This is a genomic window from Faecalibacterium sp. 7 (assembly GCF_049562865.1).
GTDB classification, from domain to species: domain Bacteria; phylum Bacillota; class Clostridia; order Oscillospirales; family Ruminococcaceae; genus Faecalibacterium; species Faecalibacterium wellingii.
Window position 1 is genome coordinate 2,744,414 of the sequence record NZ_CP186911.1, and the last position, 25,763, is coordinate 2,770,176.

Consider the following 25,763-nt stretch of genomic DNA (forward strand, 5'->3'; position numbering starts at 1 on the left):
AGAAAAAACACTATGAACACTACCATTGATCTCAAGACCGCAAAGACCATCGAAGCCATGAACCAGAAGATCAGCCACATGGACAATGCTGTGACCGACTTCTTCAACAAGATGAGCGATGTGCTGGAGCGGCAGCTCGGCGATGATGAAGTTTACGCCGCCGTGATTGCCCCGGAGATCGAACTGACCATCACTCCGCTGGAGAACGTTCGCAGTTATCTGCCCTGCTTCGATGAAGCAGATTCCTGCTACAGCATCAGCGAAGATGTGCCGCTGGCACTCTGCTACGATCCTCGCCAGCTCATTACACTGGCTGGCAAGCGTTACCTGTCCGGCGCAGTCATCTTTGTACGCTACGACGCTGATGGCAACTTTGTTGCACTTACCACCGCCGACCTGTACCTGATTCAGTGTTATCTGGGCGAGAACAGCGTCCCTCTTATGGCTGGCCGCGAGAAGATGGTCTGCATCTGCATTGACTGAGAGGTGCAGTATGGATACTGAAATGACCCGCTATGAGAGTTTCGCAGAAGTCACGGAGGACTATTATTGCTCTGCCGTTGATGTTTTGAAGATTCTAGTTCTCCGTCTGCACGACTACCATGCTCGTTGCTTCCATTCTCTGCGGGATGCTCTGTACGACTATTTTTCTACCGATGCCGCACCGCACACTCGTGCCAATGTTTCCATTAAGCATACCGTCACCGCGTCTTGCGCTCCCCGTCCTCCCTGAGAGGATTCTTCTCACAGTTCAGTCAATGTAGGAGGTTCGCTATGAATTTAATTTATTCGTTTGTCATTTTTGAAGCCGGCGCTTTTTTCGGCTTCTTTGTGGCAGCTCTGCTGAACGCCGCCCGTGCTGGGCAGGAAATCACTATCAAATTCGAGGAGGATGATAATGGAACAGAAGGAGAATACTCTGTCGGTGCTGAAAATTGCACCGGGACAGTATCCGCAGCAGGTCGAGATCGATAACGACCTGAAAGCCTTGCAGCAGGCTGTGGGTGGCTCCATCGGCGCAAGCTACCCCTTTGCTGATGACCCGGTCGCCATCGTCTATAACGATGACGCAAAGCTCACGGGTCTGCCCCTGAACCGTGCCCTGTGGGACGAGGACGGGCTGATGTACGATGTCATTGCCGGAACCTTTCTGGTGGTGGGGCTGGGAGAGGAGGACTTTGTATCGCTCTCCCCGGAGTTGGCGCAGAAGTACGAAGAAGAATTTCATCAACCCGAAACCTTTCTCCCTCTGGGGCGTCGCCTGATGGTCATTCCGGTGCCGGATGAATCGATTCGGAGTGATGCAGAAAAGGCTGTGAGCAAGCCCCCGGTGGAACATGACCGTTAAGCTGAGGTTCTCTCAGGGAGGTGGTGACAATGCAGGAAGAAATCGAGCATAAGACGGTCAACCTTGCCATCTCGACCACAAAATTGTCTGCCCGCACCCTGTTGCGCGGGATGCAGTTTCTGCTGCGGCAGTACGACAAGCACGCTTCGCAGGGCAAGCAGTCCATGAAGCGGCTGGTGCGGCAGAACCGTGGCGTGACCAATGTGGAGATCCAGAAAACTGGCATCAAGGACTTTGACCGTTATGCCAAGCGGTATCACATCGACTACTCCATCCAGAAAGACCTGTCCTGCAAGCCACCCCGGTATCTGGTCTACTTCAAGGCACAGGACACGGATGCCTTGAGCGCAGCGTTCAAGGAATATTCGGCATCGGTGCTGGATAAAACCAAGCGTCCTTCCGTGCTGGCAAAGCTGCATGATCTGGCGCAGTCCGTTGCAAATCTGCCGGACAAAGTGCGGCACAAGCAGGAGGAGCGCGGCCTATGAGCAAAAAGAAACTTTCCAAGCTGCTGGCACTCTATCTGCCCTATGTTGTGGTAATTGGCTTGCTGGCAACCAATCTGGGCGAGGCGTGGCGGCTGGCCGTGGGCAAAGAACTGGGCGATAAAATCGTATCGCTGATGGATACGCTCCCGGCTGCATTTGCCAATCCACTGCCCAGTCTGCACCCGTTTGACCTGTTCATTGGTCTGTGCTGCGGCACTGGAATGCGGCTGGCGGTCTACCTGAAAGGCAAAAACGCCAAGAAGTACCGCCATGGCATGGAGCACGGCTCTGCCCGGTGGGGCGGACCCAAAGATATCGAACCGTTCATGGCTCCGAAGTTTGAGGACAATATCATCCTCACCAAAACAGAACGCCTGATGATGTCCAACCGCCCACCTGATCCGAAGAATGCTCGGAACAAAAACGTGCTGGTAGTCGGCGGCTCCGGCAGCGGCAAGACCCGGTTTTGGCTCAAGCCCAACCTTTTACAATGTCACAGTTCCTATGTGGTCACCGATCCGAAGGGTTATAATTATCAAGGATAAAGCAAAGATGCGTTTACAAAGTTAGAAAAATATCGTATCTTTGTTACATATCGTGTTCCCACTAAAAATAAAAGAAGGTGAAACTATGGCGAAATCCAACCAAGGAAAAATCACGGCACTGTACGAAAGGCTTTCCAGAGATGATGAACTGCAAGGTGAATCTAACAGCATTCTGAATCAGAAAAAGTATCTGGAAGATTACGCTCGCAAAAACGGCTTTAACAACATCCAGCATTTTACGGACGATGGATACAGCGGAACAAATTTCAATCGTCCCGGCTTCCAGTCCATGATTGCCGAAATTGAAGCCGGGCATATTGCAACTGTTATTGTAAAGGACATGAGCCGCTTTGGAAGAAACTATCTGGAAGTTGGATTTTACACAGAAATTCAGTTTCCATCAAAGGGTGTTCGATTCATCGCTATCAACAATAATGTTGACAGTGCCAATCCCACGGACAATGACTTTACTCCGTTCCTGAACATCATGAACGAGTGGTACGCCAAGGATACCAGCAATAAAATCCGTGCCGTTTTCAAATCACGGATGCAGGATGGCAAACGGTGTAGCGGCAGTATTCCCTACGGTTATAAGCGGGTTCCCGGCGATAAGCAAACCCTTCATGTAGATGAGGAAGCAGCTTCCGTTGTCCGCAGGATCTTCGATATGGCAGCCAGCGGTGCCAGTCTTGCACAAATCGGCCAGACGCTTTCGGACGAAAAAGTGCTGATTCCGTCTGCATATGAAGAACGGTATCATCCTGAATCTGCTCGGCACCATTCGTACCACGACCCCTATCGGTGGAATACAACAACGCTGACCTATATCCTCGACCGGCAGGAATACCTCGGCCATACAGTGCTATGTAAAAGTATCCGTGAGAACTTCAAACTGAAAAAGCGCCGTGCTGCAACCCCGGAAGAAAGGATCGTCTTCAAAAACACTCATGAAGCTATCATCGACCAAGAAACATGGGATAAAGCACAGCGTCTGCGCAAGAGAAATCCGAAAAAACTTCCGAGCGGAACATACTCGCACCGTTTAGCCGGGATGGTGTTCTGCGCTGACTGTGGTTCCCGAATGAGCTTTTCCAGCCCCGAATCCAAACATCGGGATTCTGATGTGGTGTATGATTCGGATTCTTCATGGCAATGCAGCAAATACCGCAATATGTACGTTTCCTGCACATCCCATTTTATCAAGACCTCAACCATTGAAGCCACTATTCTCAATGCAATCAAAGCGATGACAAAAGAAATTATTGAAAATGAGGATGAGTTTGCCGAGCAGCTTCAAGCTGCATGGGAAAACCAAAACACACAGGTATCTTCCGAGAGTAAAAAAGAACTGCATTCAGTTCAAAAAAGAATGGACGAGTTGGATGCTTTGATTCGGAGCCTATATGAAAACAGCGTCTTAGGAAAAATCCCAGAACGACAGTATCAGCGTTTGATGGCACAATATGATGAGGAACAAGCTGTCTGCGAAGCTCGCATTGCCGAGTTGAAGAAAGAACTGGACAACGCTGAAACAACGAAGGTTGATCTGAAACGCTTTATCAGACTGATTCGGAAATACAAGGACTGTGAAACGCTGACAGATGAAATGCTGTACGAACTGGTAGAAAAAGTGGTGATTCATTCCGCATCCGGCGGGCGGACGATCTACCGTCAGCAGCAAATCGACATCTACTTCAATTTTATCGGTGATACGTTTCCTAGTCAAATTGAAATCAGCCACGGTGACAAGAAAAATCTTACAGAGCAGCAACTTGCTAAACGCAAGAAATATCAGAAAACTTCCGGGGAAAACCGCAAAAAGAAACGTGCAGCTCTGCGTGAAGCGGCTAAAACTGATCCACAGGCGGCAGCAGAGTACGAAGCCCTCTTGCAGAAAGGCCGTGAACGATGCCGCAAGTATGCCCAAAATAAAAAGCTGGCTCAACAGGAGCCTGCTGATACAGTCCCCATTCAATTTGAACCGTCTTTTGAAACGCCTGAAGAGATGAAAGGAGAATCCGCATGAACGAACTGAAGAAATCTATCCATGACAACGCCAACGGTCTGGACTACACCCTTGTCAACGACCACTATCTGCCGAACCTGACCGCAGCAGCCCCGGCAGAGCAACACCCCACCGGGCGGTGGGGCCGCTTACATAAGACGTACCTGAAGGCGCAGCACCCTGTCCGGTACAATCAACTGCTCCTGTCCGGTGAGCTGAGCGGCTATCTTGCCAAGCTGGACAAGCAGGCCGAGGAACAGCTTGCGTTGACCGTCCAACAGATGCAGGAGTCTGAGGGCGTGACCGAAGCTTTGAAAGCTGCCGATCAACTGGAATGGGTGCGCCGGATGAACAGCATCCGCAACCGTGCCGAGGAAATCATCAAGTCTGAGCTGATTTTTGTATAAGGAGATGCCCACGATGGCTGTGCTGAAGCCGATGCTGAAACTTGCCCTTCTCCCGCTGCTTCTGGCGCAGTGGGTGGGCATCTTCCTCACGACCTTCTCCACTGTCCTAACGAATCTGCTGGCGGGACTGTTCTTCTTCGTGGCTCTGGCAAGCTGGATCATGAAGCTGGCAGACGGCGGCGAAGTCCTGAAAATGCTGATTACCGCATTTGTGGTTTTCGTCCTGCCTTACATAACGATAGCTGCTATCGCCAAAATCTCCTTTTTCGCTGAGGAACTCCGGGATTTTCTCCAATCCTGAGTTCAAGACCGCCCTGCGCAATGCACGGCGGTCTTTTTGTTACATCGGGTCTGCACAGGGCAGGCCCTTTTTTAATACGGAGGTACAAGCCTATGAAAATGACGTTTGAAGAAAAAAAGCTGCTCTACACCTATGGCTGCGCCGATCTGGAACTGACTCGCAAGCGGCTGTGCGGAGTTGCCGGGCTGACGGTTGACCCCGACCAGAACAAGCTGGTGCTTGACTTCTGCCGGAAGTTGGAGGACGAAACACTGGCAGACTGGTACGACCAGATGTTCTACTTTGTCCGTTCCGAGATGGAGCATTATACCATGATGCAGAAAATGTCACGGGACATCGAGGAGGACGAGGACTGGGGGCCGACCGTCTTTGACGAATCTGAGGAGGAAGAGCTGATTGACGATGTTTAAGCTGGAAACCATGATCTACGCCAGTGAGGACGGAACGAACAGCGTGTTTACGCTGAATCCTGCCTTACAGAAGCAGCTTGATGCCCTTGCATCGCAGCACCCGAAGGTGTGCCAGAGGAATGCAAGGGGCGAAGCCGGTGGGGTGACGTATCAGGTTAGGGGCGCTGCGCTGGCTATCCAGCCGGTGCGGGCATTTTGAGAGCGATAACCGATCTGCTATGGTAGAATAAAGAACAACGGGCAAAGCGTCAGGAGGGATGCTTTGCCCGTTTTACATAGAACGATGAAATTCACTTTTAGCAGAAAGGGGCGATTTATTGGGGAATTTATATGGCTATATCCGGGTCAGCACCCGTGACCAGAACGAGGACCGACAGTTGATTGCACTGCGAGAACTGAAGATCCCGGAGAAAAACATCTTTATGGACAAGCAGTCCGGCAAGGACTTCAACCGTCCGCAGTACAAGCGGCTGGTGCGGAAATTGAAAAAAGACGATCTGCTCTACATCAAGAGCATCGACCGTCTTGGACGCAACTATGCGGAAATTTTAGAGCAGTGGCGGTTGCTCACCCAGACAAAGGGCGCAGACATTGTGGTGCTGGATATGCCGCTGCTGGATACCCGCCGTGGCAAAGACCTGATGGGCACTTTCCTGAGCGACATCGTGCTGCAGGTACTCTCCTTTGTGGCTGAGAACGAGCGCACCAATATCCGGCAGCGGCAGGCGGAGGGCATTGCAGCGGCGAAAGCCCGCGGTGTGAAGTTTGGACGACCTCCCCGCCCGCTCCCTGACAACTTCTACGAGGTTCACAAGGCGTGGCGAGATAAGAAGATTACGTTGAAAGAAGCTGCCGCAGCCTGTAATTTGCCCGTAGGTACGTTTTATGGAAAAGCAATACAGTTTGAAAAATCCACTTAAGCAAACTCCTTATGAAATTTTGAAAGGTGTACTTTTCAAAATTTTGCAAAGCTCACTCTTTATAAGGCATTATGCCACAAATCTCGCTTTAATTCAAGAGAAATTGGAAGTTTCAACGAAAATATATCATCGTTTTAAAAAGTACACCTTTTAAATTCAAAGAACACTTCGAAGCAACCGCTAACCCAAAAGTGAGTATGCTATTTTCAGCTATAATATTAAGTTCCACTACTGTAATTATAGGATGTCTTGTCGTGTTAATTACCGAATCTTTGTACAACTTGCTCTACAACCTTCCATCCGCTCCACCTGAAATGGGTGGCTTGCTTGGGCAATCAAAAAACACAATTAATACCATTTTTGTCGATTCAGGAAAAATATCTTTTAGGAAATCTTGCCAGTATGTTCCCAATGAATTGCTTTTGAATCAAACAATATCGGACTGGGACGCTCAAGGAATTATTTTTAAAGGAATATTTCACACCCATAAAGAGGGGCACGGATGTCAATGCTTGTCATCTGCGGATATTGTCTATATTCGATCAATTATGAATGCTTATGTGAAAAAGTTGTATTTTCCGATTGTTATTCCTCATACTGGAGTTTTCCCTTATCTCGCAGTTTATGATCAATTATCCGGACTTTCTATTACGCCCGAAGAATTGAATCTGACACTTTAATACAATAAAAAGGAGAAAAACATTATGGACAAAAACAATATAACCTCTGTGAAAATTCCTGCGGGTGCCTTTTGCGGACACAACTGTTCTGACGGATGTATCTATTGGAACCCTTATGACCGTGATAGTAATGGCCGCCAGTACTGTTCGCATTATGATGCTTACTACTATCCGAGAGAGCGCCAAGGATGTCTTAGTTATGAAGACTAATTGCTTCGATTGCACGGAGGGCGTACCCCATGATGTGGCATTTCTATGAGATTCCGTACATTCCCGATTTAGAGCTAGTTAAATATCAATCTCTTGGTGAACAAGGTATAGATGGTATTCTTGAGCGACATAATCGTTTTTTACGTCAATGGCAAAGGAATACTGTTCTAATCCATACAACCCTACATTTTTTCCTTAGCTATACTCATGAACGTCCAAAAGGGAGTCGTCTGCAAATTTTCTTGGCATTTTCTTCCGATCAGACTGTAAACTTTGAATCAATAGATGCGCTTATGCAAGCAAGTCCTTTAGCTGACTACTATAAGATTGCTCCTATTGAAGATGTTCCTGTTTGCTTGCGGAAATCATTTACAAATATTCTTCTAGTCAAAAAACAAGAACAAACACGTCTTTCCACAGGAGATACGCTATTTACAGTCGAAGGCTGGAAATCCAATCCCAAGTCACGTCTTTATGAAATGGAAAAAACCGCAGAGGCTCTTAATGAGGATATGGTTTATCATATTTCAATCTATGGAAGTGACACCTATAAAACTGCACAGCAGGCCTTACAAAAGCCTATCGCAATTCTACGTGAGAAAGCATTGGGCCGTAGTGGGCAAATCACCCTCGCCGATAACAAAAATCGTCCGCGAGATGCCTCAGCCGAAGAAACCCTACGGATATACGAAGAGTTTTTATCAGATGTTGCCAAATCGCCTTGTTTTTTTGCCAACATTTTACTTTACGCAAACCAAAAAAGTAGTGCGCATTTTTTGATGGATGCTGTCTGCGGAGAAGCTATCAAAGAAGGAACTTGTGAAATTCAGGAAATTCCCAGTACGGCCACGCCGTTGGAATTGCAGGAAGTAAATCAGCCTTACTGCAATCTTCTACCACCCTCTTTAGCATTCTGGCCAACCGCTTATACACTTGATGAACTTTCTTCTTTCTTTCGGCTTCCAATACTATTTGATGGCGAGAATATCGAAATAAAGAAGGAAACTGCTCCGAAGTTGGAGCAAACTGGCATTTACCTTGGACAAACCAACAATGGGTTGAGCGCTTTTATCGATGCATCATCCTTCAAAAAACACGCTTTCATATGTGGTGTTCCCGGCTCTGGTAAAACTAACACCATGCTGCATCTCGCTAATAGCCTATGGCATCATAAAAAGCTAATCAAGGATGATACCGATAATTTGTCGGTCACTTTTAAAGAAGAAAGTGATCCTATTCCTTTTTTGGTTTTGGAACCCGCCAAGCGTGAATATCGAGAACTTTCTAGGTATGATATTCCAGAGTTAATTATTCTTTCTCCTTCAGCTAGTACAAAATTTCCTATGAGGTTGAATCCCTTCGAATTCCCGAAAGGACTCACACTTTCAGAACATATCTCTAAACTGTGTCAGGTTTTTGAGGGTGCTTTTCCGATTGCTCCACCAGCTCCTTTTATATTGGATAAAGCTATCGAAGGTATTTATCGAGCACATGGTTGGAATACCAATGATATTAACACCGGGGAAAAAGAATATCCGACCATGTCGGAATTATATGATCGCTTTCAAAAAGAACTTAGCCAAACAACTTATGACAGCGAAATTCAAGGTAATATTCAATCTGTTCTGGAAATGCGTATTGGCAGTCTCCTACGTCGGGAAATGAAGGACATTTTTGATGTAAAACACTCTACATTCTCTCCAGAGGAATGGCTAAAGCACCCTGTCATTGTAGAACTCGAATCGTTAGGAGAAGGTCCTGCCAACTTTGTTACGTTGTTATTATGTACCCTCATTCGAGAAACTTTGAAAGCCTCTCCTCGTGCAGATGAAGAAAAGGTTGTCCGGCATATCATTTTTATCGAAGAAGCCCATAACCTTATCGCTCCTGAAGCACAAGTAGCATCTGGTCAAGATTCAAATCCTAAAATTGCTGCTACAGCATATATCGTTAAAATGTTAGCAGAGGTTCGTGCTTTACGCGAAGGTATTATCATCGCAGACCAGCTTCCTACTGCTATGGCACCTGAAGTTATTAAAAATACTAATATCAAGCTGATTCATAGACTTACCTCTATAGATGATCGACAACTGATTGGCAGCACAATGTCTGCTAGTGGCATTCAACTAGAACATGTTGCAGTTTATCGTCCGGGTGAGGCCCTAATGTCTTATGAAGGACTTCAGCGACCATTTGAACTCAGAATTCAAGAGCAAAAAGGTCATGGTTCTGAAACGCCCAATGACGACGAACTATATGATATTATGCTTCACAAGCCAGCATTTTTTCAGTTGGCGCAAAAAGAAGAAAATCTAAAGCTAGAAACTCTAAAAGAAAATGTTAAATCACTAAAGAAAAAGGAGGTTGAAGCTCTTTGTGCACTCTCCAAATATGACTCATCCGTACATACATCCACTCAAATCACAGATTTCTATTGGCACATGGAAAATATTTACACCTCGATTGTAATACTTCGTTCACAATACCGAAGAGACTGTCAGGCGATAAATGAACTTTTCATTTCAGCCGAAAGAAAAGCGATGTTGGATGAATTGATTCGCAGTATAGGAGAATCTCTCCAACAAAAAATCAAAAATAACGTTGTTTTTCTTGATTCGAATGGCCAATTAGAATGAGGTATTATTATGGCTGAAAATTTTAGTATTGAGCATTCCAGAACGAAAATCACTGAGGTAAAGAAAACTATTGAAGATAAAAAACAAAAGCTGGACGAGTTAAAGCAACAAAAAAAGAGTCTTATGGATGCCGGGCTTGCGTTGGATTCTTCAAATTTAGATTCAGCTGTTCAAGCTACCCTTATGGAAAGCATTAACGATTCTCTGCGTGATGTTGAGAACAAAGCTTATGACGTTTCGAAGGATGCAAATCAGAATCTACAGAGCCTTGAACAAATCCGGCAAAATGTTGACGATGAAATCACAGATAGTCAAAAGGCGAAGAAGAAACTCGACCAAACCAAGAAGCTGTTAGACACATTAGGTGTTGGAAAATCATTGGAGAAAGGAGTAAACAAGCTGGATGACCACTTACAGGAAGCAACCGGCTTAAAAGGTGAAGTCATTTCAGCTATGCAGGATTTGGAAAAAGTCTACCGTCAGTTAGATCAAATTTAAAATGGGAGGAATTATTTATGGGCTTACTCGGATCTCTTTTTTCGGCAGCCGCCGATATCGCAAAGGAAACTATCACAGAAACAATGAATCAAAATGAAACCGAAAAATTCATTAAGATAATGATGGAGCGCGATGCTCAAAACGCTGAAGCAAATGAAAAACTCTATCAAGACTGGCTCACGCATGAAAGAAGCAACTATTTTGCGGCTAAAAAGAATACTATCATTCATGATGCCTTTGATGTTCTGATGGATTCTTTTGAGGATACCGGAAAATTTGATTTTTCTGCTGTGGATAGTTTGAGCGATGAACTGAAGAGCAGCGATAGCTATAAGCAGGAGGCAGCTGATGTTGTTAATCTATGCTGCGAAGCTCTAGTTAAACTGCATCAAAAGTGTTGTATTTCCATTCGATTTGTTATGCAGACAATTCACAATTTACAGCGCTTCGCCGATATTGTCCCTAGCATTCGAGGCTTGGATCGTCATTATGATGCTTTCTTCCCTGTTGACAATGCCGATTGCAGTTTTTTGACAGATTTCGACAGCATTGCGGAAGGATTAGAAGCTGCCAAAAATGATTCTGATAATTATCTCGCGATGGTTGGAAGCAACAGTCCGTTGTCAAGGCTTGCAGCTTTGAAAGATATTTTGAAATCGGAAGACTATGTTGCTGCTGTTTCCAATTTACTTTTTGCCGATCAAGAGGTTGCTCCTTATGCAGGTATGAAAAAAATGATTCTCTGTCTCTCTATGGAGGAAACAGACGAAGCTACCGCTCTTCTTTTGGATACATATTGTACGGTTATTATGAATTATTTACGGCTTTCAACAGCTAAAGAAAAAGTCGGAAAAGATAATCCTTTTATTTCTGCATCAACAGAGCAAATCCTGCCAATCGATCTTTTGATTGCTCAATCTATTAAATCTTCGAAATCTGGTAGCCCGCAGGAAGTTGATACCAATCTCGATGAGTTCCTTGAATATTATCCTCTGATTTGTACATCTAGCTGGGAAGATCAGCTTTTCATACTTCAGAAAGTTTTTGCTTACCTCAAAATGTATTCTCAGGAGAGAAAGGTTCTTGAATTTTTAGTCAAAAACAATATTCCTCGTACTGAGCAAATTGATCGTCGGTTAAACTTTTTGAAAAATCTTAATCAAAATGACATTAGTAATGCGGCCAACAGCATAGAGGAATTTAGCATTCAGACAAGTGATAATGAAATTGCATATGATTATCGATTTATTTCTTGGACAGTTTCGGAAATAAACTCCTATATGAACCTTTTAACTAGCGAGGACAAAACACTCGATCTTCCTATGGTTGTTGCTGAATGGAACAAGAAAATTCCTCAAAAAAATATTCGCTGGAGTACAGATGCTATGCAAGTTTACCTTGATAAGTATCTCCATGAAAATTTTGGTGATCTGTATACAACCAAAATTAAAAACTGCGGTGCAGTACTCTCAAATGAAGTAGAGTACGAGCCTTCCGTCTATATTGAAGCAACCGACAGCGCTAAATATCCGTGGCTTTCGTTTGTTGTTACTGGTGAACAGCTTACCATGACACAAGTTTCCTTCGCTATTTATGCGTTGTATCTGCCTACGAAAGACTCCCAATGCACTCAGGCGGTTGATACAATCGAACAGAATCAGAAATACCAAAATCGACTGATTACTTTAAAACAAGCTCAGAATCCTAAAATCAAGAATTATATTGAGTCCATCAATGAAATTCTGATTTCTGGTCTTGAAGCATGGCTAAATAACAACAATACTTCTAGCATGTATGATTAAGGAGAAAAAGTATGGAAGACATCAATACCTTAACTCAAAAAGCCAATTCAGGTGACGCTATTGCCATGCGTAAGCTGGGTTATGAATACCTGATTGGAAAAAACATTCAAAAAGACGAAAAAAAGGCATTTCAACTTTTCCGTGCAGCTGTTTGGGAAGGCGATTTGAATGCGACAATATACTGTGGCTATTGCTGTAAAACTGGTGCCGGTCTTGAAAAGCCTAACATCGTCGCAGCCGCACGATACTACGAGTATGGTGCACGTGCAGGAGTTGCCGCAGCGCAATATGAACTTGCCAGAATCTATATTGATAAAGAGATGGGGGATGCTTGCTTTATTGGCGGTGCTAATCCGTATATCGGTTGCGAACGATGGCTGAAAAAAGCTGCGGAACAAAACTACATCTATGCTGAAGAGTTGCTCGCCGATAAATATTATGAGGGTGTTTATATCGTCAAAGATGTTAAGGCTGCAATTTATTGGTATGAAAAAGCAGCAAACCAAGGCAGCGTCTACGCTATGTATCGGGCCGGATACATTTATTACTCCGAACCAATCGACTACAACAAAGCTGGTCAGTGGTTCTCACTCGCCGCAGAAAAGGGAGACAAAGATGCCGAAGAAGTTTTGCGCAATAATCTGAGGTATAATCGCTTTACCAAAAAATGGGACGCAGTTCGTTAATCGAACTATTTCCGAAATAGCATAAGAGCCGCGCATCCATGTCGTTTTTGACCTCATGAATGCGCGGCTTTTATAAAGTGCAAAAGGAGTGTGATACCATTGACCCAACCGAAAACAGACCTAGCCTACCTCCGCAGCGAAAAAGCCAAAGCAGAGCAAAAGCTGCGCTCTTGCCAGCACCGAGAGAAGATCCTTGAACGACAGATGTCGGAGCTGAACCGGAGAGAGCGTGTGCATCGCCTTTGCACTCGTGCCGGAATGCTGGAAAGCTTTTTGGTCTGTCCGGGAGAATTGACCGATGATCAGGTGATGGAACTGCTGAAGATCTCGTTCCGTCAACCGGAAGTCGTGCTGGCACTTGCAAAGATGGTGCATGACGTTCACGAACGCAGCAACGTCCAAAACCCTTTAGAATAAAGGGCGCAATTATACACCGTTCCGGTGAAATTGCGGTCTTGCAGACGGCTCGATGAAATCGAAGCTGGCGTTTGTGCGCCAGCCCGATTCCATCCCAAGGAAAACTGCATTTTCCTTGCGCTGCTTTGCAGCTATCCTTTTGCCCGCTACCATAAAATACGCATAGAAAAAGCCGATTGGAAACAGAAACATTTCCAATCGGCTTATCTTTTTGTTAGGCAGATTTCTTTTCAGCTAATGCCCGGACTTCCTCAATTGAAAGGTCGGTGTACTTTGCCACCTTTTCACAAGGCACACCATCTGCCAACATTGCCAATGCGTGTTTGACCGATGTTTCATGCTCGGTTTCATCCCGCATCTTTTCCATAGCTCTGCACATAGCTGCCACTCCCTTCGTGTCTTCTTTGAAATAACGAACCCTCTGTGCCAAAATGGAATAATTCATATCCTTCGAGTTGGTACAGAAAAAGTCGTGCATCAGTTTTCCTAATGCGGTTTCGTCCTTGATTTGTGAGTTCACATAAACGATGTGCGCCTGATCGTTGAAAGCCGTTCCAGTTTCCCGAACTGTACGGTCAACATGATAAATTGGAAGGCCTGCCTTTAATACGTCATTTTCCGTGATAAAGATAACGTATGTTTCGTTCAGCGCATCGTAATCATCGCCCGCATCAGTCAGGTTTGCATCCAACAGGCTACTGTTGTACCGTGCGCGCTTTTCACTAGCACCACGGTCGCTGCGCTGCACCTCAATATTATATGCACGGTTTTCCCGATCCACTGCCAAAATATCCAACCGGACTGAACGGCCTTGCAGATTTTTGATGCTGTACTGGCCGTGAACCTCTTTGACGGTCAAATCATCACGTTTCAAGATGATCTGCAAAAGGAACTCAGCACAAGCACGTTCTTCAAACACCGCAGCCATGAAATCATCATCAATCAGACGTAGCCCACGCAACCGCTGCAAATCTTCTTCATGTTTCCGTTCAAAATCCAGTTCCTGTTGTGATTTTCTTTCCGACATTGGCTCACCAGCTTTCTGCTTACTTATCCAAAATAATAGTACCATAATTCCGTGATTTTTACAAGAGAACGATTCAAATGTCATCAGGGGGTGATGCCTATTCCGTGTCCGCATTTCAAAATCACCATCGTCAAGCGCAGCCAAGGGCAGTCCGCTGTTGCCGGGGCCGCTTACCAGAGCGGCGAACGGCTGTTCAGCGAGTACGACCAGAAAACAAAATTCTACAACAAGAAGAAAGAACTTGTCCACGCCGAAGTCATGCTGCCGTCCCATGCACCACCCGGATTTGCAGACCGTGCAACGCTCTGGAACGCCGTGGAAGCCGTGGAAAACCAATGGAACTCCCAGCTTGCCCGGCGCATCGTGCTGGCGTTTCCGGTGGAGGTGCCGAAAGAACAGTATCTCTCCATGATAAAGGAATTCTGTCAGGAGCAGTTTGTTTCCAAAGGGATGATCGCTGACTTTGTCATCCACGACAAGGGCGATGGAAACCCACACGCCCACATTCTGCTGACACTCCGGGCAATGGATGAACACGGCAGGTGGCTTCCAAAAGCCCGAAAGGTGTACGACCTTGATGAAAACGGCGAGCGCATCCGGCTCCCTTCCGGTAACTGGAAATGTCATAAAGAGAACACGGTGGACTGGAACGACCAGAAGTACGCCGAGGTCTGGCGGCATGGTTGGGAAACCATCACCAACCGCTATCTGGAAGCTGCGGGCAGACCAGAACGTGTTGACCTGCGCTCCTTTGAGCGGCAGGGCATCCAGCAGATACCGACCGTGCATCTCGGTCCCACCGCACACCAGATGGAAAAGCGTGGAGTGGAAACCTTTCTCGGCAACCTGAACCGGGATATTCGTGCGGCCAACAGCCTGATGCAGTCCATCCGCAGCGCAATTCGTGGGCTGCAACGCTGGATCGCAGACCTGAACGAAAAGAAGCAGCTTCTTCTGGACGCTCTGGAAAAGGCGAAGGAGCCCACACTGTCCGATCTGCTGGTGGACTACTTCAATCTCCGCAATGAGCAGCGCAGCGATTGGTCTGGCAAGGCAAAACTGAAATGCACTATTCGGGACTTTGAGGAAGTCAAACGGGCGGTGGACTATCTGAAAGCCCATTCTCTGAACACCGTTGAGGATCTGGATACCGCAATTTCTAACCTGAACCAGACCGCCGCCCCTCTCCGCAAGCAGTTGAAGCAGAACGAAAACCGTATGCGGGCAATCGCTCAGACCAAGGACGCCGCTGCCGTCCATGCCAAGCTGAAACCCGTCCATGACACCTTTATGAAGAAGAACTTCAAGCTGACCAAGGACGCTTACGCCGCCCAGCACAAGGACGAACTGGACGCATTCAACAAAGCCGTCCGCACCCTGATGAAGCTGAACGGCAGCACAGCGGTGAATTTTTCGGCATTGGATGCCGAATTTTCTGCGCTGCAATCCGGCAGCGCAGAACTGCGCACCCAACTGGAAACCTTACAGCCGGATGTCTCCGCACTGAAAGATATCCGCAAGTATATCGACATGGTGCTGAATAAGCAACAGCTTTCCGCACCGGGCGGCAAGACCGCGGAGAAGGAATCGGTGCTGAAAAAGTTGAACGATAGCAAGGCAGCGCTTGAACAGAAAAAATTACAGCCCCAGCAAAAGGCAACTGAACACACATTGTAAAAGGAGAAGCACAAATGAGCAAAACTATCACTCTGACCGAACATCGCCCCGCTGACGGACTGTTGACCATGCGAGTCAGAAACACAACTTACAACGTCAACATCTTTTTCAATCCGAATGCAAAAAGCACATTGGATACTCAAATGCGAAAAATCATCCAAAAAGAAGCGAAAGCTGGCAATTTTTAAATTTGCAGCAGCATCTTGATTTTTTATCTTGACAAAATGCAGCCCAAGGGTAGTATCGTGATCGAGTGCGGCAATGCCCTGTTACAAAAGGGCTATAAGCTAAAGATTTTCAACACCATCAACTTTTCCAAGAGTATGAAATACAATCCGATGGCCTATATCAACAGCGAAAAGGATATTTTGAAACTTGTCACCGCACTGATGACCAACACCAAAGGTGAGGGTCAAGGTGGCGACCCTTTCTGGGACAAGGCTGAACGGCTTTTGCTGGTTTCACTGATCGCGTACCTCCACTACGAAGCCCCTGTCGAGGAGCAAAACTTCGCAACACTGTTGGAAATGTTGAATACTATGCAGGTGTCTGAGGACGATGAAACTTATCAGAATCCGGTTGATTTGCTCTTTGAAGATTTGGTAAAAAAGAAGCCGAACAGCTTTGCAGGGCGGCAGTACAAGCTCTATAAATTGGCTGCCGGTGTTACATAATACAGACAGAATTTTAATACAGCTTGATTCAAACCGAATCGAGCTACATTAAAAGGCTATCTGGCAAAATTTTACGAAAGGATGTGATAGTTGTGGCAAGGAAATCCGAACGCTATCCTGCGCTCTACGAACGCCTGAGCCACGATGACGAGCTTCAGGGCGAATCGAACTCAATCTCCAACCAGAAGCGAATACTGGAGGACTACGCCGAACAGCACGGTTTTACCAACTGCATCCACTTCACGGATGATGGTATCTCTGGTACGCAATTCGACCGACCCGGATTTCAGAAGATGATTGCCGAAGTCAAAGCCGACCGAATCTCTGTCGTTATCATAAAGGATATGAGCCGTTTTGGTCGTGACTATCTGCAAGTCGGCACCTATATGGAAGTGCTGCGGAAGCACGATACCCGGCTGATTGCTCTGAACGACAGCGTGGACACTCTCAAAGGGGACGATGAGTTTACTCCGTTCCGAAATATCATGAACGAGTGGTACGCCCGTGACACCAGCAAGAAAATCCGTTCGGCGTTTCAGGCAAAGAACCTTGCCGGGAAGCATACCAGCAGTTCTGTGCCCTACGGATACCTGAAATCCGAGCAGGACAAGAACCAGTGGGTCATCGACCCGGTGGCGGCTCCTATCGTCCAGCGCATCTACCGCATGACGATGGAAGGCAAAGGCCCTTATCAAATCGCAGCGATCCTTTCAGCCGAACACATTGAAATCCCTGCTTACTACCACCAAAAGCTTGGTATCGGCTTATGGCAGACGCGGGAAATCAGAGACCCCTACAAATGGGGTAGTTCCACAATCGTCCACATCCTGACCAATCCCTGCTACTTGGGGCACACCTGCAATTTCAAGACCCGGAAGCATTTTAAGGACAAGAAAAGTCATTATGTTGACCAAGACCAGTGGACGATTATCGAAAACACCCAAGAGCCTATTATTGATCAGGAGACTTACGACAACGTGCAGCGGATTCGCGCTGGCGTCCGCCGCTATCCTGATGGCTGGGGCGAAGCCCATCCCCTCGGCGGACTGCTGTACTGCGCAGACTGCGGAAGCCCGATGTATGTCAATCGTACTGGAAATGGAAAACGTGTCGCAAACTTTTCCTGCTCTGGCTATGGAAAAATCCCTGTTGGCAGCAAATGCTCCAGCGGACACCGGGTAAACGCTGATTCTGTGATGGCACTGATTCAGGAAACGCTGCGGGAAATCGTTCGATTTTCTAAAGAGGACGAAGAAGAATTCGTCCGTATCGTAAAGGCCGAAGCGGAAAACCAGCAGTCCAGCGAGATCAAAGGTCAAAAGACACGCCTTGCAGCTTGTAAAAAGCGACTGGATGAGTTAGAAACGCTAATCTGCAAAATCTATGAGGACAACGCCCTCGGAAAACTCCCTGACAAGCGGTATCAGATTCTGGATGCCCAGTACGCCAAGGAGCAGGAAAGCCTTGAAGCGGAAGCTGCTTCCCTGCAAAAAGCAGTAGACGAATACGAAAGCGGCCAGAAATCCGCCGATAAATTCATCGCACTGGTCAAGAAATATCAGAATTTTGAAAAACTGGACACCGTGATGTTGAACGAATTTATCTACAAGATTTTTGTGCATGAGCGAGATTACAAAGGAGTTGCAAATTCTCCGCAGACCATTGAAATCTACTTCAATTTCATCGGAAAGTTTGGTACACAAGAAGTTAATCAGCCAACCGAAGAAGAACGTGCTGAAATTGCCGAAAAAGAGCGTCTGCGTAAAAAGCGGCATGAAGCCTACCTTCGCCGTAAGGCCAATGGATGGCAGAATGCCTATTACCAGAAGCATAAAGCAGCGAAGAAAGCAGCTATGGATGCCAAGAAAGAAGCAATCCGCGCCGAAGATCAGGCAAATGGTGTCTACTATCTGCCCAATCAGAAAGGAGAATCCGCATGAACGAACTGAAGAAATCTATCCATGACAATGCCAACGGTCTGGACTACACCCTTGTCAATGACCACTATCTGCCGAATCTGACCGCAGCAGCCCCGGCAGAGCAGCACCCCACCGGGCGGTGGGGCCGCTTACATAAAATGTATTTGAAGGAGCAGCATCCCATCCGGTATAATCAACTGCTCCTGTCCGGTGTGCTGGGCAGCTACCTTGCCAAACTGGACAAGCAGGCCGAGGAACAGCTTGCATTGACCATCCGGCAGATGCAGGAAGCCGAGGGCGTGACCGAAGCACTGAAAGCCGCCGATCAACTGGAATGGGTGCGCCGAATGAACAGCATCCGCAACCGTGCCGAGGAAATCATCAAGACCGAGCTGATTTTTGTATAAGGAGGTGCCCACGATGACTGTGCTGAAACCGATGCTGAAACTTGCCCTTTTTCCGCTGCTTCTGCTGCTGATTCTGGCGCAGTGGGTGGGCATCTTCCTCACGACCTTCTCCACGATCCTGACGAATCTGCTGGCGGGGCTGTTCTTCTTCGTGGCTCTGGCAAGCTGGGTCATGAAGCTGGCAGACGGCGGCGAAGTCCTGAAAATGCTGATTACCGCATTTGTGGTTTTCGTCCTGCCTTACATAGCGATAGCTGCTATCGCCAAAATCTCCTTTTTCGCTGATGAACTCCGGGATTTTCTCCAATCCTGAGTTCAAGACCGCCCTGCACAACGCACGGCGGTCTTTTTGCTACATCGGGTCTGCACAGGGCAGGCCCTTTTTTAATACGGAGGAACAAGCCTATGAGACTGACGTTTGAAGAAAAGAAGCTGCTCTACACCTATGGCTGCGCCGATCTGGAGTTGACCCGCAAGCGGCTGTGCGGAGTTGCCGGGCTGACGGTTGACCCCGACCAGAACAAGCTGGTGCTTGACTTCTGCCGGAAGCTGGAGGACGAAACGCTGGCAGACTGGTACGACCAGATGTTCTACTTTGTCCGTGCTGAGATGGAGTGCTACACCAACATGCTGCTCCTGATGCAGGATATCGAGGAGGACGAGGACTGGGGCCCGACCATCTTTGACGAATCCGAGGAGGGAGAACTGATTGACGATGTTTAAGCTGGAAACCATGATCTATGCCAGCGAGGACGGAACAAGCAGCGTATTTACGCTGAATTCCGCCTTGCAGAAGCAGCTTGATGCCTTTGCTACACAGCACCCGGAGGTGTGCCAGCGGAAGGCAAGGGACGAAGCTGGCGGGGTGACGTATCAGGTCAGGGGTGCTGCGCTGGCTATCCAGCCTGTGCGGGGCTCCTGAAAGCGATAACCGATCTGCTATGGTAAAATAATCTCCAATCGGCTACCGTATTCCTGCAAGTCATCATTGGTTTGTGTAAACACAAAGAAGCGGCGGCTCTGAAAATTGAGCCGCCGCTTCAAAATGGGCGCGCGGATATGTCTGCTGTACGACGACTTTTTTCTTTTGCCGTCGTGCGGCAGGTCATTCCATATTTATGAAACTTGGTGCTTGGCAAATACACGGCGAGAGATACCTGCCCCAACTCCCAAAAAGAGTAGTGCTGCCGGGATTGCCCATATCGCATACAGCATACCGTTACTCATTTGTTCCACCGACAGGAGCGAGATAGCCAGTACATGATAGATAGGAAGAAGTCCAACCAATCGGAACAACGGATTTGCTTCTGTGATCGGCAGCAAAACCGGGAACAGAAAAATTGCCATCACTGCAACCAAAGCTACAATCTGATTTTTACTGATTGCAGATAGGAACAGTGTAATTCCAGTAACGCTAAGCGTACAGGTAAACGCCAATAGGATTTGATACTTGAGCAGCGTCCAACAAGTGATATTAAAAGGTATAAACGCTTCCACATAGTCACTGGGGGCAAATAGAATACTGCAATCCAACCCTTCTGTTCCATAAAAAACAAAAGCAAAAAGCAGGTTAAATGCTGCAACTAGTGTGGTAGTGAAAACGGCGGTGATGATACCTGCAACCACCTTTGCAGTAGCGCATTTGGTTTTGCCGTATTTGCTTGTCAGTATGATATTATCAACACCTTCATACTCGCCGGAGAAAATTGGAGCAAGCATGATGATAACCGCAAGAGCAAGCGCGACAAAAACCCGCACCATGTTTCGGCTGGTGGAAAGCCAACCATCCACATAGCCAATTTTGATTTCTTCATTGCCAAACACATCAGAAACACTTAATCCGTTCCATTTTCCCTCTTCATCGGAAAACCGTGAAAAGGCTGCCGATTGCATGGCGTTTTGATAAACATAGATTGCACTCAATCCATGTAAATCTGATGTCGGTGCAAAATCAGACATCAGTTGCTGCACTTTTTCGTCTGTCAGAATTCCTTTATATTTCGCTGCAATTTCCTTGTCGATTTCTACTGCTGTTTTGCCAGTACCTTCACCGATATTTTGGTCAAATGCATATTTGTTTTGAAAGGTGGAAAAGGATAGCAAGGCAGAGAACAGGATAATTCCAATTAGAGCGATGAGCGCCAAACGCTTTGAAAACACTTTTCGCAGTTCAAAAAGAATCAGTTTTTTCATTCTTCACAGCCCCCTTTGAAATAGAACAGGTACAGGTCTTCTAAAGTAGGCTGCACCCTTACCGCATTTTCCATAGGCGGACGATCTCCAATAATCCGTAAGATCGTCTGGTTTCCACTGATGTTCCGCAGATTACTTGTATTGTAAGCAGCTGCGTTTTTTTCCGCATAGGCAGTCGGAACCGTACATTCCCATACTTGACCGTCGATTTCAGAAGTGATCTCCTGCGGATTTCCAAAATGAATGATTTGCCCGGATTTCATCATAATGATTTCCTCTGCGATAAACTCCACATCGGAAACAATATGCGTAGACAGAATTACAATGCGGTCTTTGGAAAAGGCGCTGATCAAATTGCGGAAACGGACGCGCTCTTTCGGGTCAAGCCCTGCCGTTGGCTCGTCTAAAATCAAAATGCGGGGATCATTGAGCATGGCTTGTGCAATCCCTAAACGCTGTTTCATGCCTCCGGAAAAGGTTTTGATTTTGTGCTTACTTTCCCTCGATAAGTCTACTGCTTCCAGTAACTCTTTTGACTTCTTATGCGCCGCCTTTTCGTCCAAGCCTTTTAGAGCAGAAACGTAGCGCAGAAAGTCATACGCTGAAAAATCGGGGTAATATCCGAAGTGCTGTGGCAAGTAGCCTAAAAGATTGCGATAGCGTTCACCCAGCCCCACAATGTTTTTCTCGTTAAGCAAAATTCTCCCGGAAGTAGGATTTTGGATATTGCAGAGCAGACGCATAAGCGTTGTTTTTCCTGCGCCATTTGCACCCAGTAATCCGTAGACACCATTTGTTAAGGTAATATTCAAATTGTCCACAGCGGTTTTGGAGCTAAACTTTTTTGTCAGCCCAATTGTTTTTAATTCCATAAAAAGCCCCTTTCTCCATAGGGAGCAAAAAAATACTCCCCATGTATTTTCATGGAGAGTATAGAGGGAAAATATCTACTTTTTATCTACAAGGCAGGAGATTTGAAATAGGCGGATACATTTGCTCCGGTTGCAGTATTTTCAATCTTCAAATAGCCGTTATGGTGTTCACAAAGCAGCTTGCAAATATATAACCCAAGTCCGAAATGCTCGGAATGATTGCTTTCCCTTGTGAAGTACGGATTTGCAGCTTTTTGTAGGCTGTCTTTATCAAAACCATTCCCATCGTCCGATACGGAAAGCAGCAAACCGTTGTCATGCAAGGTGAAAGATATTGTTACTAAAGTCCGGGCATACCGCACAGCGTTAGAAATCAAGTTGTTGCATACCTGTGAGATAAATGCACTGTCAAGAGATAGCTGCAAAACAGATATGTCATTTTGTAAAATCAACTCTTTTCCGTTTTTCGTACAAATGATTTTTGCACTGTCATACAAAGAAGATACCAATGGTTGCAAGCCAATCAACTTGTACTCCGGCTGCGTATCTTCCATACGCCTAATGTTGCTCATACTGCTTACATAGTTTTCCATACGGAAAATATGCTTTCCCATTGTGGCGGCGGTTTCCCTCGTTTGGGAATTGTCGCTAGCTTGCAGCATTTCGTTATAGCCTTTTAGTACCGTCAGAGGGGTACGCAAATCGTGAGCAAAAGCGGCGTTGAGTGCTTTTCGTTCTTCAACTTGCCGCCACATTTTAGAGAAATTGTCCGCAAGGGTTGTCCGCATGATTTCAAAGGACGCGCAAAGCTGTCCCAATTCATCGTTGTTATCATAGTCGATTGAAAAGTCCAAATCATTGTTCGCTATTTTTTCAGAAGCAGTCCGCAGTTCCGCAAGCGGCTTTTTCAGCCTGTTTCTGTAAAATAGCAGCGCAGCAGCGATAATACAGAATGCAGAATAGAGAGGAGTTGCAACAATGGGAAGTTTCTCTAGTAGCGCAATGGTACGCTCGTCCTCTTTAGACATCGGGACGGGCACTGTCCCGATGTAAGCGCCGTCGCCCAACTGTTTCCCCTGCTCATTCGTCAAATAATATTTTTCGCCGGACGGGGGATAAGATGCTCTGATACCTTCGGCAGCACTACCACAGATCGAAAAAGTCGTTACGGATAGAAAGACTGCGAGTACAACAAAGGCAATTACATAGAGAACAAGGCTTTTTCGGAGAGATAAATAGTGCTTGCGGCAATTTACTTGACCCATTTGTATCCACACCCCCAAACCGTTTCAACATATATATGGTCTGTATATGCAGCAATTTTAGTCCGTATCCTGCGGATATGCTCTGCCACAACGCTGCTGTCCCCCTCGCTGTCATAGCCCCAAATACGCTCATAAATCCGTTCTTTATCAAAGATCTGTCCTGGATTTTGAGAAAGCAGTTCCACAATATCAAATTCCCTTTTTGCAAGACCGACACGCTTATCGCCAAAGAACAAGCAACGTTCTGAATAGTCAATCGTCAAATCACCGGAAAACTTGACTTGTGCTTCAAAATTGTGTCGTGCTTCCCGGCGCAGGTGAGCGCGTACCCGCGCATCAAGCTCTACGAGGGAAAAGGGCTTTACAATATAATCATCACCGCCAACAGCAAAGCCTTTTACCTTATCTGTATCTTCGATTCTGGCAGTCAGAAAAAGGATCGGGCAGGATATGTGATCACGGATACGCTTGCAAACTTCTAACCCGTCTGTTCCGGGCATATTGATGTCAAGCAAAATAATATCCGGTTGTTTTTCCACTTGCTTTAGTGCTTCTGCACCATTGAAAGCGGGCAGGACACGAAAGCCCTTGCTTTCAAAAAAGTTACCGAGCATAGAAACAATATCGCTTTCATCATCAGCAATCAGTATCTTTGCATTCATTATGCTCACCTCCTAACAGCAAATATAGCAATCATTTTTCAATTATTTATCTATTCTCCTAGACGTATTATATTCGTTATCTCAAAGAATACAAGGCGGTAAATATGAATTATAAAATGTTTGTAAACGAATAAAAGTTTTTGAAAAAGGAGCGTGATGCCATGACCCAACCGAAAACAGACCTTGCCTACCTCCGCAACGAAAAAGCCAAAGCAGAGCAGAAGCTGCGCTCATGCCAGCACCGGGAGAAGATCCTTGAACGCCAGATGTCAGAGCTGAACCGGAGAGAGCGTGTGCATCGTCTTTGCACTCGTGCCGGAATGCTGGAAAGTTATCTGGTCTGTCCGGGAGAACTGACCGACGATCAGGTGATGGAACTGCTGAAAATCTCGTTCCGCCAGCCTGAAGTCGTGCTGGCACTTGCAAAGATGGTGCATGACGTTCACGAAAAGCAGAACGTTCCGAACCCCCTATGAAATAGGGCGCAATTATACACCTCGTCGTCACTTGCTGCGTATCGTTCGCATCTGTGCAAAAGCACAAATGCTCATTCACTCCGCAGTTCCTCCTCTTCCCCATAAAATCATCTTCGATGCTTTTCCGGGGACCCCTTTGTGTGAAATTGCGGTCTTGCAGACGGCTCGATGAAATCGAAGCTGGCGTTTGTGCGCCAGCCCGATTCCATCCCAAGGAAAACTGCATTTTCCTTGCGCTGCTTTGCAGCTATCCTTTTGCCCGCTACCATAAAACACGCATAGAAAAAGCCGATTGGAAACAGAAACATTTCCAATCGGCTTATCTTTTTGTTAGGCAGATTTCTTTTCAGCTAATGCCCGGACTTCCTCAATTGAAAGGTCGGTGTACTTTGCCACCTTTTCACAAGGCACACCATCTGCCAACATTGCCAATGCGTGTTTGATCGATGTTTCATGCTCGGTTTCATCCCGCATCTTTTCCATAGCTCTGCACATAGCTGCCACTCCCTTCGTGTCTTCTTTGAAATAACGAACCCTCTGTGCCAAAATGGAATAATTCATATCCTTCGAGTTGGTACAGAAAAAGTCGTGCATCAGTTTTCCTAATGCGGTTTCGTCCTTGATTTGTGAATTCACATAAACGATGTGCGCCTGATCGTTGAAAACCGTTCCCGTTTCCCGAACTGTACGGTCAACATGATAAATTGGAAGGCCTGCCTTTAATACGTCATTTTCCGTAATAAAGATAACGTATGTTTCGTTCAGCGCATCGTAATCATCGCCCGCATCAGTCAGGTTTGCATCCAACAGGCTACTGTTGTACCGTGCGCGCTTTTCACTCGCACCACGGTCACTGCGCTGCACCTCAATATTATATGCACGGTTTTCCCGATCCACTGCCAAAATATCCAATCGGACTGAACGCCCTTGCAGATTTTTGATGCTGTACTGGCCGTGAACCTCTTTGACGGTCAAATCATCCCGTTTCAAGATGATCTGCAAAAGAAACTCAGCACAGGCACGTTCTTCAAACACTGCAGCCATGAAATCATCATCAATCAGACGTAACCCACGCAACCGCTGCAAATCTTCTTCGTGCTTCCGTTCAAAATCTAACTCTTGCTGTGATTTTCTTTCCGACATTGGTTCACCAACTTTCTGCTTGCTTATTCAAAACAATAATACCATAAGTTCGTGATTTTTACAAGAGAACGATTCAAATGTCATCAGGGGGTGAT

General features: G+C 46.4%; 32 protein-coding genes and 2 pseudogenes. 27 read left to right on the top strand and 7 right to left on the bottom strand.

The window, feature by feature from the left end; all coding sequences use genetic code 11:
- Window positions 1-12 precede the first annotated feature (12 nt).
- From ACKXF7_RS13685 to ACKXF7_RS13770, 18 genes and pseudogenes are all read left to right on the top strand, one after another.
- On the top strand, window positions 13-483 hold the full coding sequence (locus tag ACKXF7_RS13685; RefSeq protein ID WP_423741616.1) for a hypothetical protein: 471 nt from the start codon (window positions 13-15) through the stop codon (window positions 481-483).
- A gap of 10 nt (window positions 484-493) precedes the next feature.
- Window positions 494-733, top strand: coding sequence for a hypothetical protein (locus tag ACKXF7_RS13690; protein WP_423741617.1), 240 nt, complete (start codon window positions 494-496; stop codon window positions 731-733).
- Window positions 734-774: 41 nt separating this feature from the next.
- Entirely contained in the window at window positions 775-975 is a 201-nt protein-coding gene (locus tag ACKXF7_RS13695; RefSeq protein ID WP_423741618.1) for a hypothetical protein, read from the top strand.
- Window positions 899-1,348: a DUF3846 domain-containing protein gene (locus tag ACKXF7_RS13700; RefSeq protein WP_423741619.1), complete on the top strand. Its 450-nt coding sequence runs from the start codon at window positions 899-901 to the stop codon at window positions 1,346-1,348. Before ACKXF7_RS13695 ends, ACKXF7_RS13700 begins: the two co-directional genes overlap by 77 nt.
- Before the next feature lie 29 nt (window positions 1,349-1,377).
- Window positions 1,378-1,836 carry a PcfB family protein gene (locus ACKXF7_RS13705; RefSeq protein ID WP_212792815.1) on the top strand — a complete coding sequence of 153 codons (459 nt, stop codon included), beginning with the start codon at window positions 1,378-1,380 and terminating at the stop codon, window positions 1,834-1,836.
- Window positions 1,833-2,363, top strand: a pseudogene (locus ACKXF7_RS13710) (type IV secretory system conjugative DNA transfer family protein); the annotation flags it as partial. The gene ACKXF7_RS13705 and the pseudogene ACKXF7_RS13710, both read left to right, overlap by 4 nt.
- Before the next feature lie 103 nt (window positions 2,364-2,466).
- On the top strand, window positions 2,467-4,407 hold the full coding sequence (locus ACKXF7_RS13715) for a recombinase family protein (RefSeq protein ID WP_423741620.1): 1,941 nt from the start codon (window positions 2,467-2,469) through the stop codon (window positions 4,405-4,407).
- Window positions 4,404-4,793 (top strand): TnpV protein, encoded by a 390-nt coding sequence (locus ACKXF7_RS13720; RefSeq protein WP_423741621.1) that lies wholly within the window; start codon window positions 4,404-4,406, stop codon window positions 4,791-4,793. Before ACKXF7_RS13715 ends, ACKXF7_RS13720 begins: the two co-directional genes overlap by 4 nt.
- A gap of 13 nt (window positions 4,794-4,806) precedes the next feature.
- The gene (locus ACKXF7_RS13725) at window positions 4,807-5,094 is read left to right on the top strand and encodes a hypothetical protein (RefSeq protein ID WP_339395629.1); all 288 of its coding nucleotides are present in this window, start codon (window positions 4,807-4,809) and stop codon (window positions 5,092-5,094) included.
- A 92-nt stretch (window positions 5,095-5,186) separates the two neighbouring features.
- Window positions 5,187-5,504, top strand: coding sequence for a hypothetical protein (locus ACKXF7_RS13730; protein WP_339395628.1), 318 nt, complete (start codon window positions 5,187-5,189; stop codon window positions 5,502-5,504).
- Window positions 5,497-5,703 (top strand): hypothetical protein, encoded by a 207-nt coding sequence (locus ACKXF7_RS13735; RefSeq protein WP_339395719.1) that lies wholly within the window; start codon window positions 5,497-5,499, stop codon window positions 5,701-5,703. The genes ACKXF7_RS13730 and ACKXF7_RS13735 overlap by 8 nt, the downstream gene beginning before the upstream one ends.
- 118 nt (window positions 5,704-5,821) lie before the next feature.
- Entirely contained in the window at window positions 5,822-6,424 is a 603-nt protein-coding gene (locus ACKXF7_RS13740; RefSeq protein WP_339395627.1) for a recombinase family protein, read from the top strand.
- A gap of 254 nt (window positions 6,425-6,678) precedes the next feature.
- On the top strand, window positions 6,679-7,104 hold the full coding sequence (locus tag ACKXF7_RS13745; protein ID WP_129873419.1) for a hypothetical protein: 426 nt from the start codon (window positions 6,679-6,681) through the stop codon (window positions 7,102-7,104).
- A gap of 239 nt (window positions 7,105-7,343) precedes the next feature.
- On the top strand, window positions 7,344-9,950 hold the full coding sequence (locus tag ACKXF7_RS13750) for an ATP-binding protein (RefSeq protein WP_423741622.1): 2,607 nt from the start codon (window positions 7,344-7,346) through the stop codon (window positions 9,948-9,950).
- A 9-nt stretch (window positions 9,951-9,959) separates the two neighbouring features.
- Window positions 9,960-10,448, top strand: coding sequence for a hypothetical protein (locus tag ACKXF7_RS13755; RefSeq protein WP_055192367.1), 489 nt, complete (start codon window positions 9,960-9,962; stop codon window positions 10,446-10,448).
- 17 nt (window positions 10,449-10,465) lie between these two features.
- Entirely contained in the window at window positions 10,466-12,250 is a 1,785-nt protein-coding gene (locus ACKXF7_RS13760) for a hypothetical protein (protein WP_055192369.1), read from the top strand.
- A gap of 11 nt (window positions 12,251-12,261) precedes the next feature.
- The gene (locus tag ACKXF7_RS13765; RefSeq protein ID WP_423741623.1) at window positions 12,262-12,936 is read left to right on the top strand and encodes a tetratricopeptide repeat protein; all 675 of its coding nucleotides are present in this window, start codon (window positions 12,262-12,264) and stop codon (window positions 12,934-12,936) included.
- A gap of 90 nt (window positions 12,937-13,026) precedes the next feature.
- The gene (locus ACKXF7_RS13770; RefSeq protein WP_374121319.1) at window positions 13,027-13,353 is read left to right on the top strand and encodes a DUF3847 domain-containing protein; all 327 of its coding nucleotides are present in this window, start codon (window positions 13,027-13,029) and stop codon (window positions 13,351-13,353) included.
- A gap of 9 nt (window positions 13,354-13,362) precedes the next feature.
- Here the strand turns inward: ACKXF7_RS13770 and ACKXF7_RS13775 are convergent, their stop codons facing one another.
- Both ACKXF7_RS13775 and ACKXF7_RS13780 read right to left on the bottom strand, forming a co-directional pair.
- Window positions 13,363-13,551, bottom strand: coding sequence for a hypothetical protein (locus tag ACKXF7_RS13775; protein WP_339395626.1), 189 nt, complete (start codon window positions 13,549-13,551; stop codon window positions 13,363-13,365).
- A 16-nt stretch (window positions 13,552-13,567) separates the two neighbouring features.
- Window positions 13,568-14,380, bottom strand: coding sequence for a PD-(D/E)XK nuclease family transposase (locus ACKXF7_RS13780; protein WP_055192377.1), 813 nt, complete (start codon window positions 14,378-14,380; stop codon window positions 13,568-13,570).
- 99 nt (window positions 14,381-14,479) lie between these two features.
- Here ACKXF7_RS13780 and mobQ point away from each other — a divergent pair, with 99 nt between their 5' ends.
- The 8 genes and pseudogenes from mobQ (at window position 14,480) to ACKXF7_RS13820 (ending at window position 19,979) form a co-directional block, all read left to right on the top strand.
- Window positions 14,480-16,057, top strand: a complete 1,578-nt coding sequence (gene mobQ, locus ACKXF7_RS13785; RefSeq protein ID WP_423742638.1) for a MobQ family relaxase — start codon at window positions 14,480-14,482, stop codon at window positions 16,055-16,057.
- 14 nt (window positions 16,058-16,071) lie between these two features.
- Window positions 16,072-16,245 (top strand): hypothetical protein, encoded by a 174-nt coding sequence (locus ACKXF7_RS13790; protein WP_117554711.1) that lies wholly within the window; start codon window positions 16,072-16,074, stop codon window positions 16,243-16,245.
- Between the two features lie 42 nt (window positions 16,246-16,287).
- Window positions 16,288-16,728 (top strand): annotated as a pseudogene (locus ACKXF7_RS13795) (type IV secretory system conjugative DNA transfer family protein); the annotation flags it as partial.
- A 95-nt stretch (window positions 16,729-16,823) separates the two neighbouring features.
- Complete coding sequence (locus ACKXF7_RS13800; protein WP_423741624.1) at window positions 16,824-18,671, top strand: recombinase family protein; 1,848 nt, start codon at window positions 16,824-16,826, stop codon at window positions 18,669-18,671.
- Window positions 18,668-19,057: a TnpV protein gene (locus ACKXF7_RS13805; RefSeq protein WP_005927854.1), complete on the top strand. Its 390-nt coding sequence runs from the start codon at window positions 18,668-18,670 to the stop codon at window positions 19,055-19,057. Before ACKXF7_RS13800 ends, ACKXF7_RS13805 begins: the two co-directional genes overlap by 4 nt.
- A 13-nt stretch (window positions 19,058-19,070) precedes the next feature.
- Window positions 19,071-19,370, top strand: a complete 300-nt coding sequence (locus tag ACKXF7_RS13810; RefSeq protein ID WP_005927851.1) for a hypothetical protein — start codon at window positions 19,071-19,073, stop codon at window positions 19,368-19,370.
- A 92-nt stretch (window positions 19,371-19,462) separates the two neighbouring features.
- On the top strand, window positions 19,463-19,780 hold the full coding sequence (locus ACKXF7_RS13815) for a hypothetical protein (protein WP_005927847.1): 318 nt from the start codon (window positions 19,463-19,465) through the stop codon (window positions 19,778-19,780).
- Complete coding sequence (locus ACKXF7_RS13820; RefSeq protein ID WP_005927844.1) at window positions 19,773-19,979, top strand: hypothetical protein; 207 nt, start codon at window positions 19,773-19,775, stop codon at window positions 19,977-19,979. The genes ACKXF7_RS13815 and ACKXF7_RS13820 overlap by 8 nt, the downstream gene beginning before the upstream one ends.
- Window positions 19,980-20,173: 194 nt before the next feature.
- On the opposite strand, the gene ACKXF7_RS13825 is transcribed toward ACKXF7_RS13820, so the two are convergent.
- The 4 genes from ACKXF7_RS13825 to ACKXF7_RS13840 all read right to left on the bottom strand — a co-directional run bounded on the left by ACKXF7_RS13825 (window position 20,174) and on the right by ACKXF7_RS13840 (window position 24,049).
- Entirely contained in the window at window positions 20,174-21,250 is a 1,077-nt protein-coding gene (locus ACKXF7_RS13825) for an ABC transporter permease (protein WP_005927838.1), read from the bottom strand.
- Window positions 21,247-22,122 (bottom strand): ABC transporter ATP-binding protein, encoded by an 876-nt coding sequence (locus ACKXF7_RS13830; protein ID WP_005927834.1) that lies wholly within the window; start codon window positions 22,120-22,122, stop codon window positions 21,247-21,249. Before ACKXF7_RS13830 ends, ACKXF7_RS13825 begins: the two co-directional genes overlap by 4 nt.
- Before the next feature lie 86 nt (window positions 22,123-22,208).
- Window positions 22,209-23,387: a HAMP domain-containing sensor histidine kinase gene (locus ACKXF7_RS13835; protein ID WP_005927831.1), complete on the bottom strand. Its 1,179-nt coding sequence runs from the start codon at window positions 23,385-23,387 to the stop codon at window positions 22,209-22,211.
- Window positions 23,375-24,049: a response regulator transcription factor gene (locus ACKXF7_RS13840; protein WP_005927828.1), complete on the bottom strand. Its 675-nt coding sequence runs from the start codon at window positions 24,047-24,049 to the stop codon at window positions 23,375-23,377. The genes ACKXF7_RS13835 and ACKXF7_RS13840 overlap by 13 nt, the downstream gene beginning before the upstream one ends.
- 161 nt (window positions 24,050-24,210) lie before the next feature.
- Here ACKXF7_RS13840 and ACKXF7_RS13845 point away from each other — a divergent pair, with 161 nt between their 5' ends.
- On the top strand, window positions 24,211-24,525 hold the full coding sequence (locus ACKXF7_RS13845; protein WP_005927825.1) for a DUF3847 domain-containing protein: 315 nt from the start codon (window positions 24,211-24,213) through the stop codon (window positions 24,523-24,525).
- Between the two features lie 330 nt (window positions 24,526-24,855).
- On the opposite strand, the gene ACKXF7_RS13850 is transcribed toward ACKXF7_RS13845, so the two are convergent.
- The gene (locus ACKXF7_RS13850; RefSeq protein ID WP_005927819.1) at window positions 24,856-25,668 is read right to left on the bottom strand and encodes a PD-(D/E)XK nuclease family transposase; all 813 of its coding nucleotides are present in this window, start codon (window positions 25,666-25,668) and stop codon (window positions 24,856-24,858) included.
- Window positions 25,669-25,763 lie beyond the last annotated feature (95 nt).

Coding starts and splice junctions, on each gene's coding strand:
- ACKXF7_RS13685 (WP_423741616.1), top strand. CDS start 13: ATGAACACTACCATTGATCTCAAGACCGCAAAGACCATCGAAGCCATG.
- ACKXF7_RS13690 (WP_423741617.1), top strand. CDS start 494: ATGGATACTGAAATGACCCGCTATGAGAGTTTCGCAGAAGTCACGGAG.
- ACKXF7_RS13695 (WP_423741618.1), top strand. CDS start 775: ATGAATTTAATTTATTCGTTTGTCATTTTTGAAGCCGGCGCTTTTTTC.
- ACKXF7_RS13700 (WP_423741619.1), top strand. CDS start 899: ATGGAACAGAAGGAGAATACTCTGTCGGTGCTGAAAATTGCACCGGGA.
- ACKXF7_RS13705 (WP_212792815.1), top strand. CDS start 1,378: ATGCAGGAAGAAATCGAGCATAAGACGGTCAACCTTGCCATCTCGACC.
- ACKXF7_RS13715 (WP_423741620.1), top strand. CDS start 2,467: ATGGCGAAATCCAACCAAGGAAAAATCACGGCACTGTACGAAAGGCTT.
- ACKXF7_RS13720 (WP_423741621.1), top strand. CDS start 4,404: ATGAACGAACTGAAGAAATCTATCCATGACAACGCCAACGGTCTGGAC.
- ACKXF7_RS13725 (WP_339395629.1), top strand. CDS start 4,807: ATGGCTGTGCTGAAGCCGATGCTGAAACTTGCCCTTCTCCCGCTGCTT.
- ACKXF7_RS13730 (WP_339395628.1), top strand. CDS start 5,187: ATGAAAATGACGTTTGAAGAAAAAAAGCTGCTCTACACCTATGGCTGC.
- ACKXF7_RS13735 (WP_339395719.1), top strand. CDS start 5,497: ATGTTTAAGCTGGAAACCATGATCTACGCCAGTGAGGACGGAACGAAC.
- ACKXF7_RS13750 (WP_423741622.1), top strand. CDS start 7,344: ATGATGTGGCATTTCTATGAGATTCCGTACATTCCCGATTTAGAGCTA.
- ACKXF7_RS13755 (WP_055192367.1), top strand. CDS start 9,960: ATGGCTGAAAATTTTAGTATTGAGCATTCCAGAACGAAAATCACTGAG.
- ACKXF7_RS13760 (WP_055192369.1), top strand. CDS start 10,466: ATGGGCTTACTCGGATCTCTTTTTTCGGCAGCCGCCGATATCGCAAAG.
- ACKXF7_RS13765 (WP_423741623.1), top strand. CDS start 12,262: ATGGAAGACATCAATACCTTAACTCAAAAAGCCAATTCAGGTGACGCT.
- ACKXF7_RS13780 (WP_055192377.1), bottom strand. CDS start 14,380: ATGTCGGAAAGAAAATCACAACAGGAACTGGATTTTGAACGGAAACAT.
- ACKXF7_RS13790 (WP_117554711.1), top strand. CDS start 16,072: ATGAGCAAAACTATCACTCTGACCGAACATCGCCCCGCTGACGGACTG.
- ACKXF7_RS13805 (WP_005927854.1), top strand. CDS start 18,668: ATGAACGAACTGAAGAAATCTATCCATGACAATGCCAACGGTCTGGAC.
- ACKXF7_RS13810 (WP_005927851.1), top strand. CDS start 19,071: ATGACTGTGCTGAAACCGATGCTGAAACTTGCCCTTTTTCCGCTGCTT.
- ACKXF7_RS13815 (WP_005927847.1), top strand. CDS start 19,463: ATGAGACTGACGTTTGAAGAAAAGAAGCTGCTCTACACCTATGGCTGC.
- ACKXF7_RS13820 (WP_005927844.1), top strand. CDS start 19,773: ATGTTTAAGCTGGAAACCATGATCTATGCCAGCGAGGACGGAACAAGC.
- ACKXF7_RS13825 (WP_005927838.1), bottom strand. CDS start 21,250: ATGAAAAAACTGATTCTTTTTGAACTGCGAAAAGTGTTTTCAAAGCGT.
- ACKXF7_RS13830 (WP_005927834.1), bottom strand. CDS start 22,122: ATGGAATTAAAAACAATTGGGCTGACAAAAAAGTTTAGCTCCAAAACC.
- ACKXF7_RS13835 (WP_005927831.1), bottom strand. CDS start 23,387: ATGGGTCAAGTAAATTGCCGCAAGCACTATTTATCTCTCCGAAAAAGC.
- ACKXF7_RS13840 (WP_005927828.1), bottom strand. CDS start 24,049: ATGAATGCAAAGATACTGATTGCTGATGATGAAAGCGATATTGTTTCT.
- ACKXF7_RS13845 (WP_005927825.1), top strand. CDS start 24,211: ATGACCCAACCGAAAACAGACCTTGCCTACCTCCGCAACGAAAAAGCC.
- ACKXF7_RS13850 (WP_005927819.1), bottom strand. CDS start 25,668: ATGTCGGAAAGAAAATCACAGCAAGAGTTAGATTTTGAACGGAAGCAC.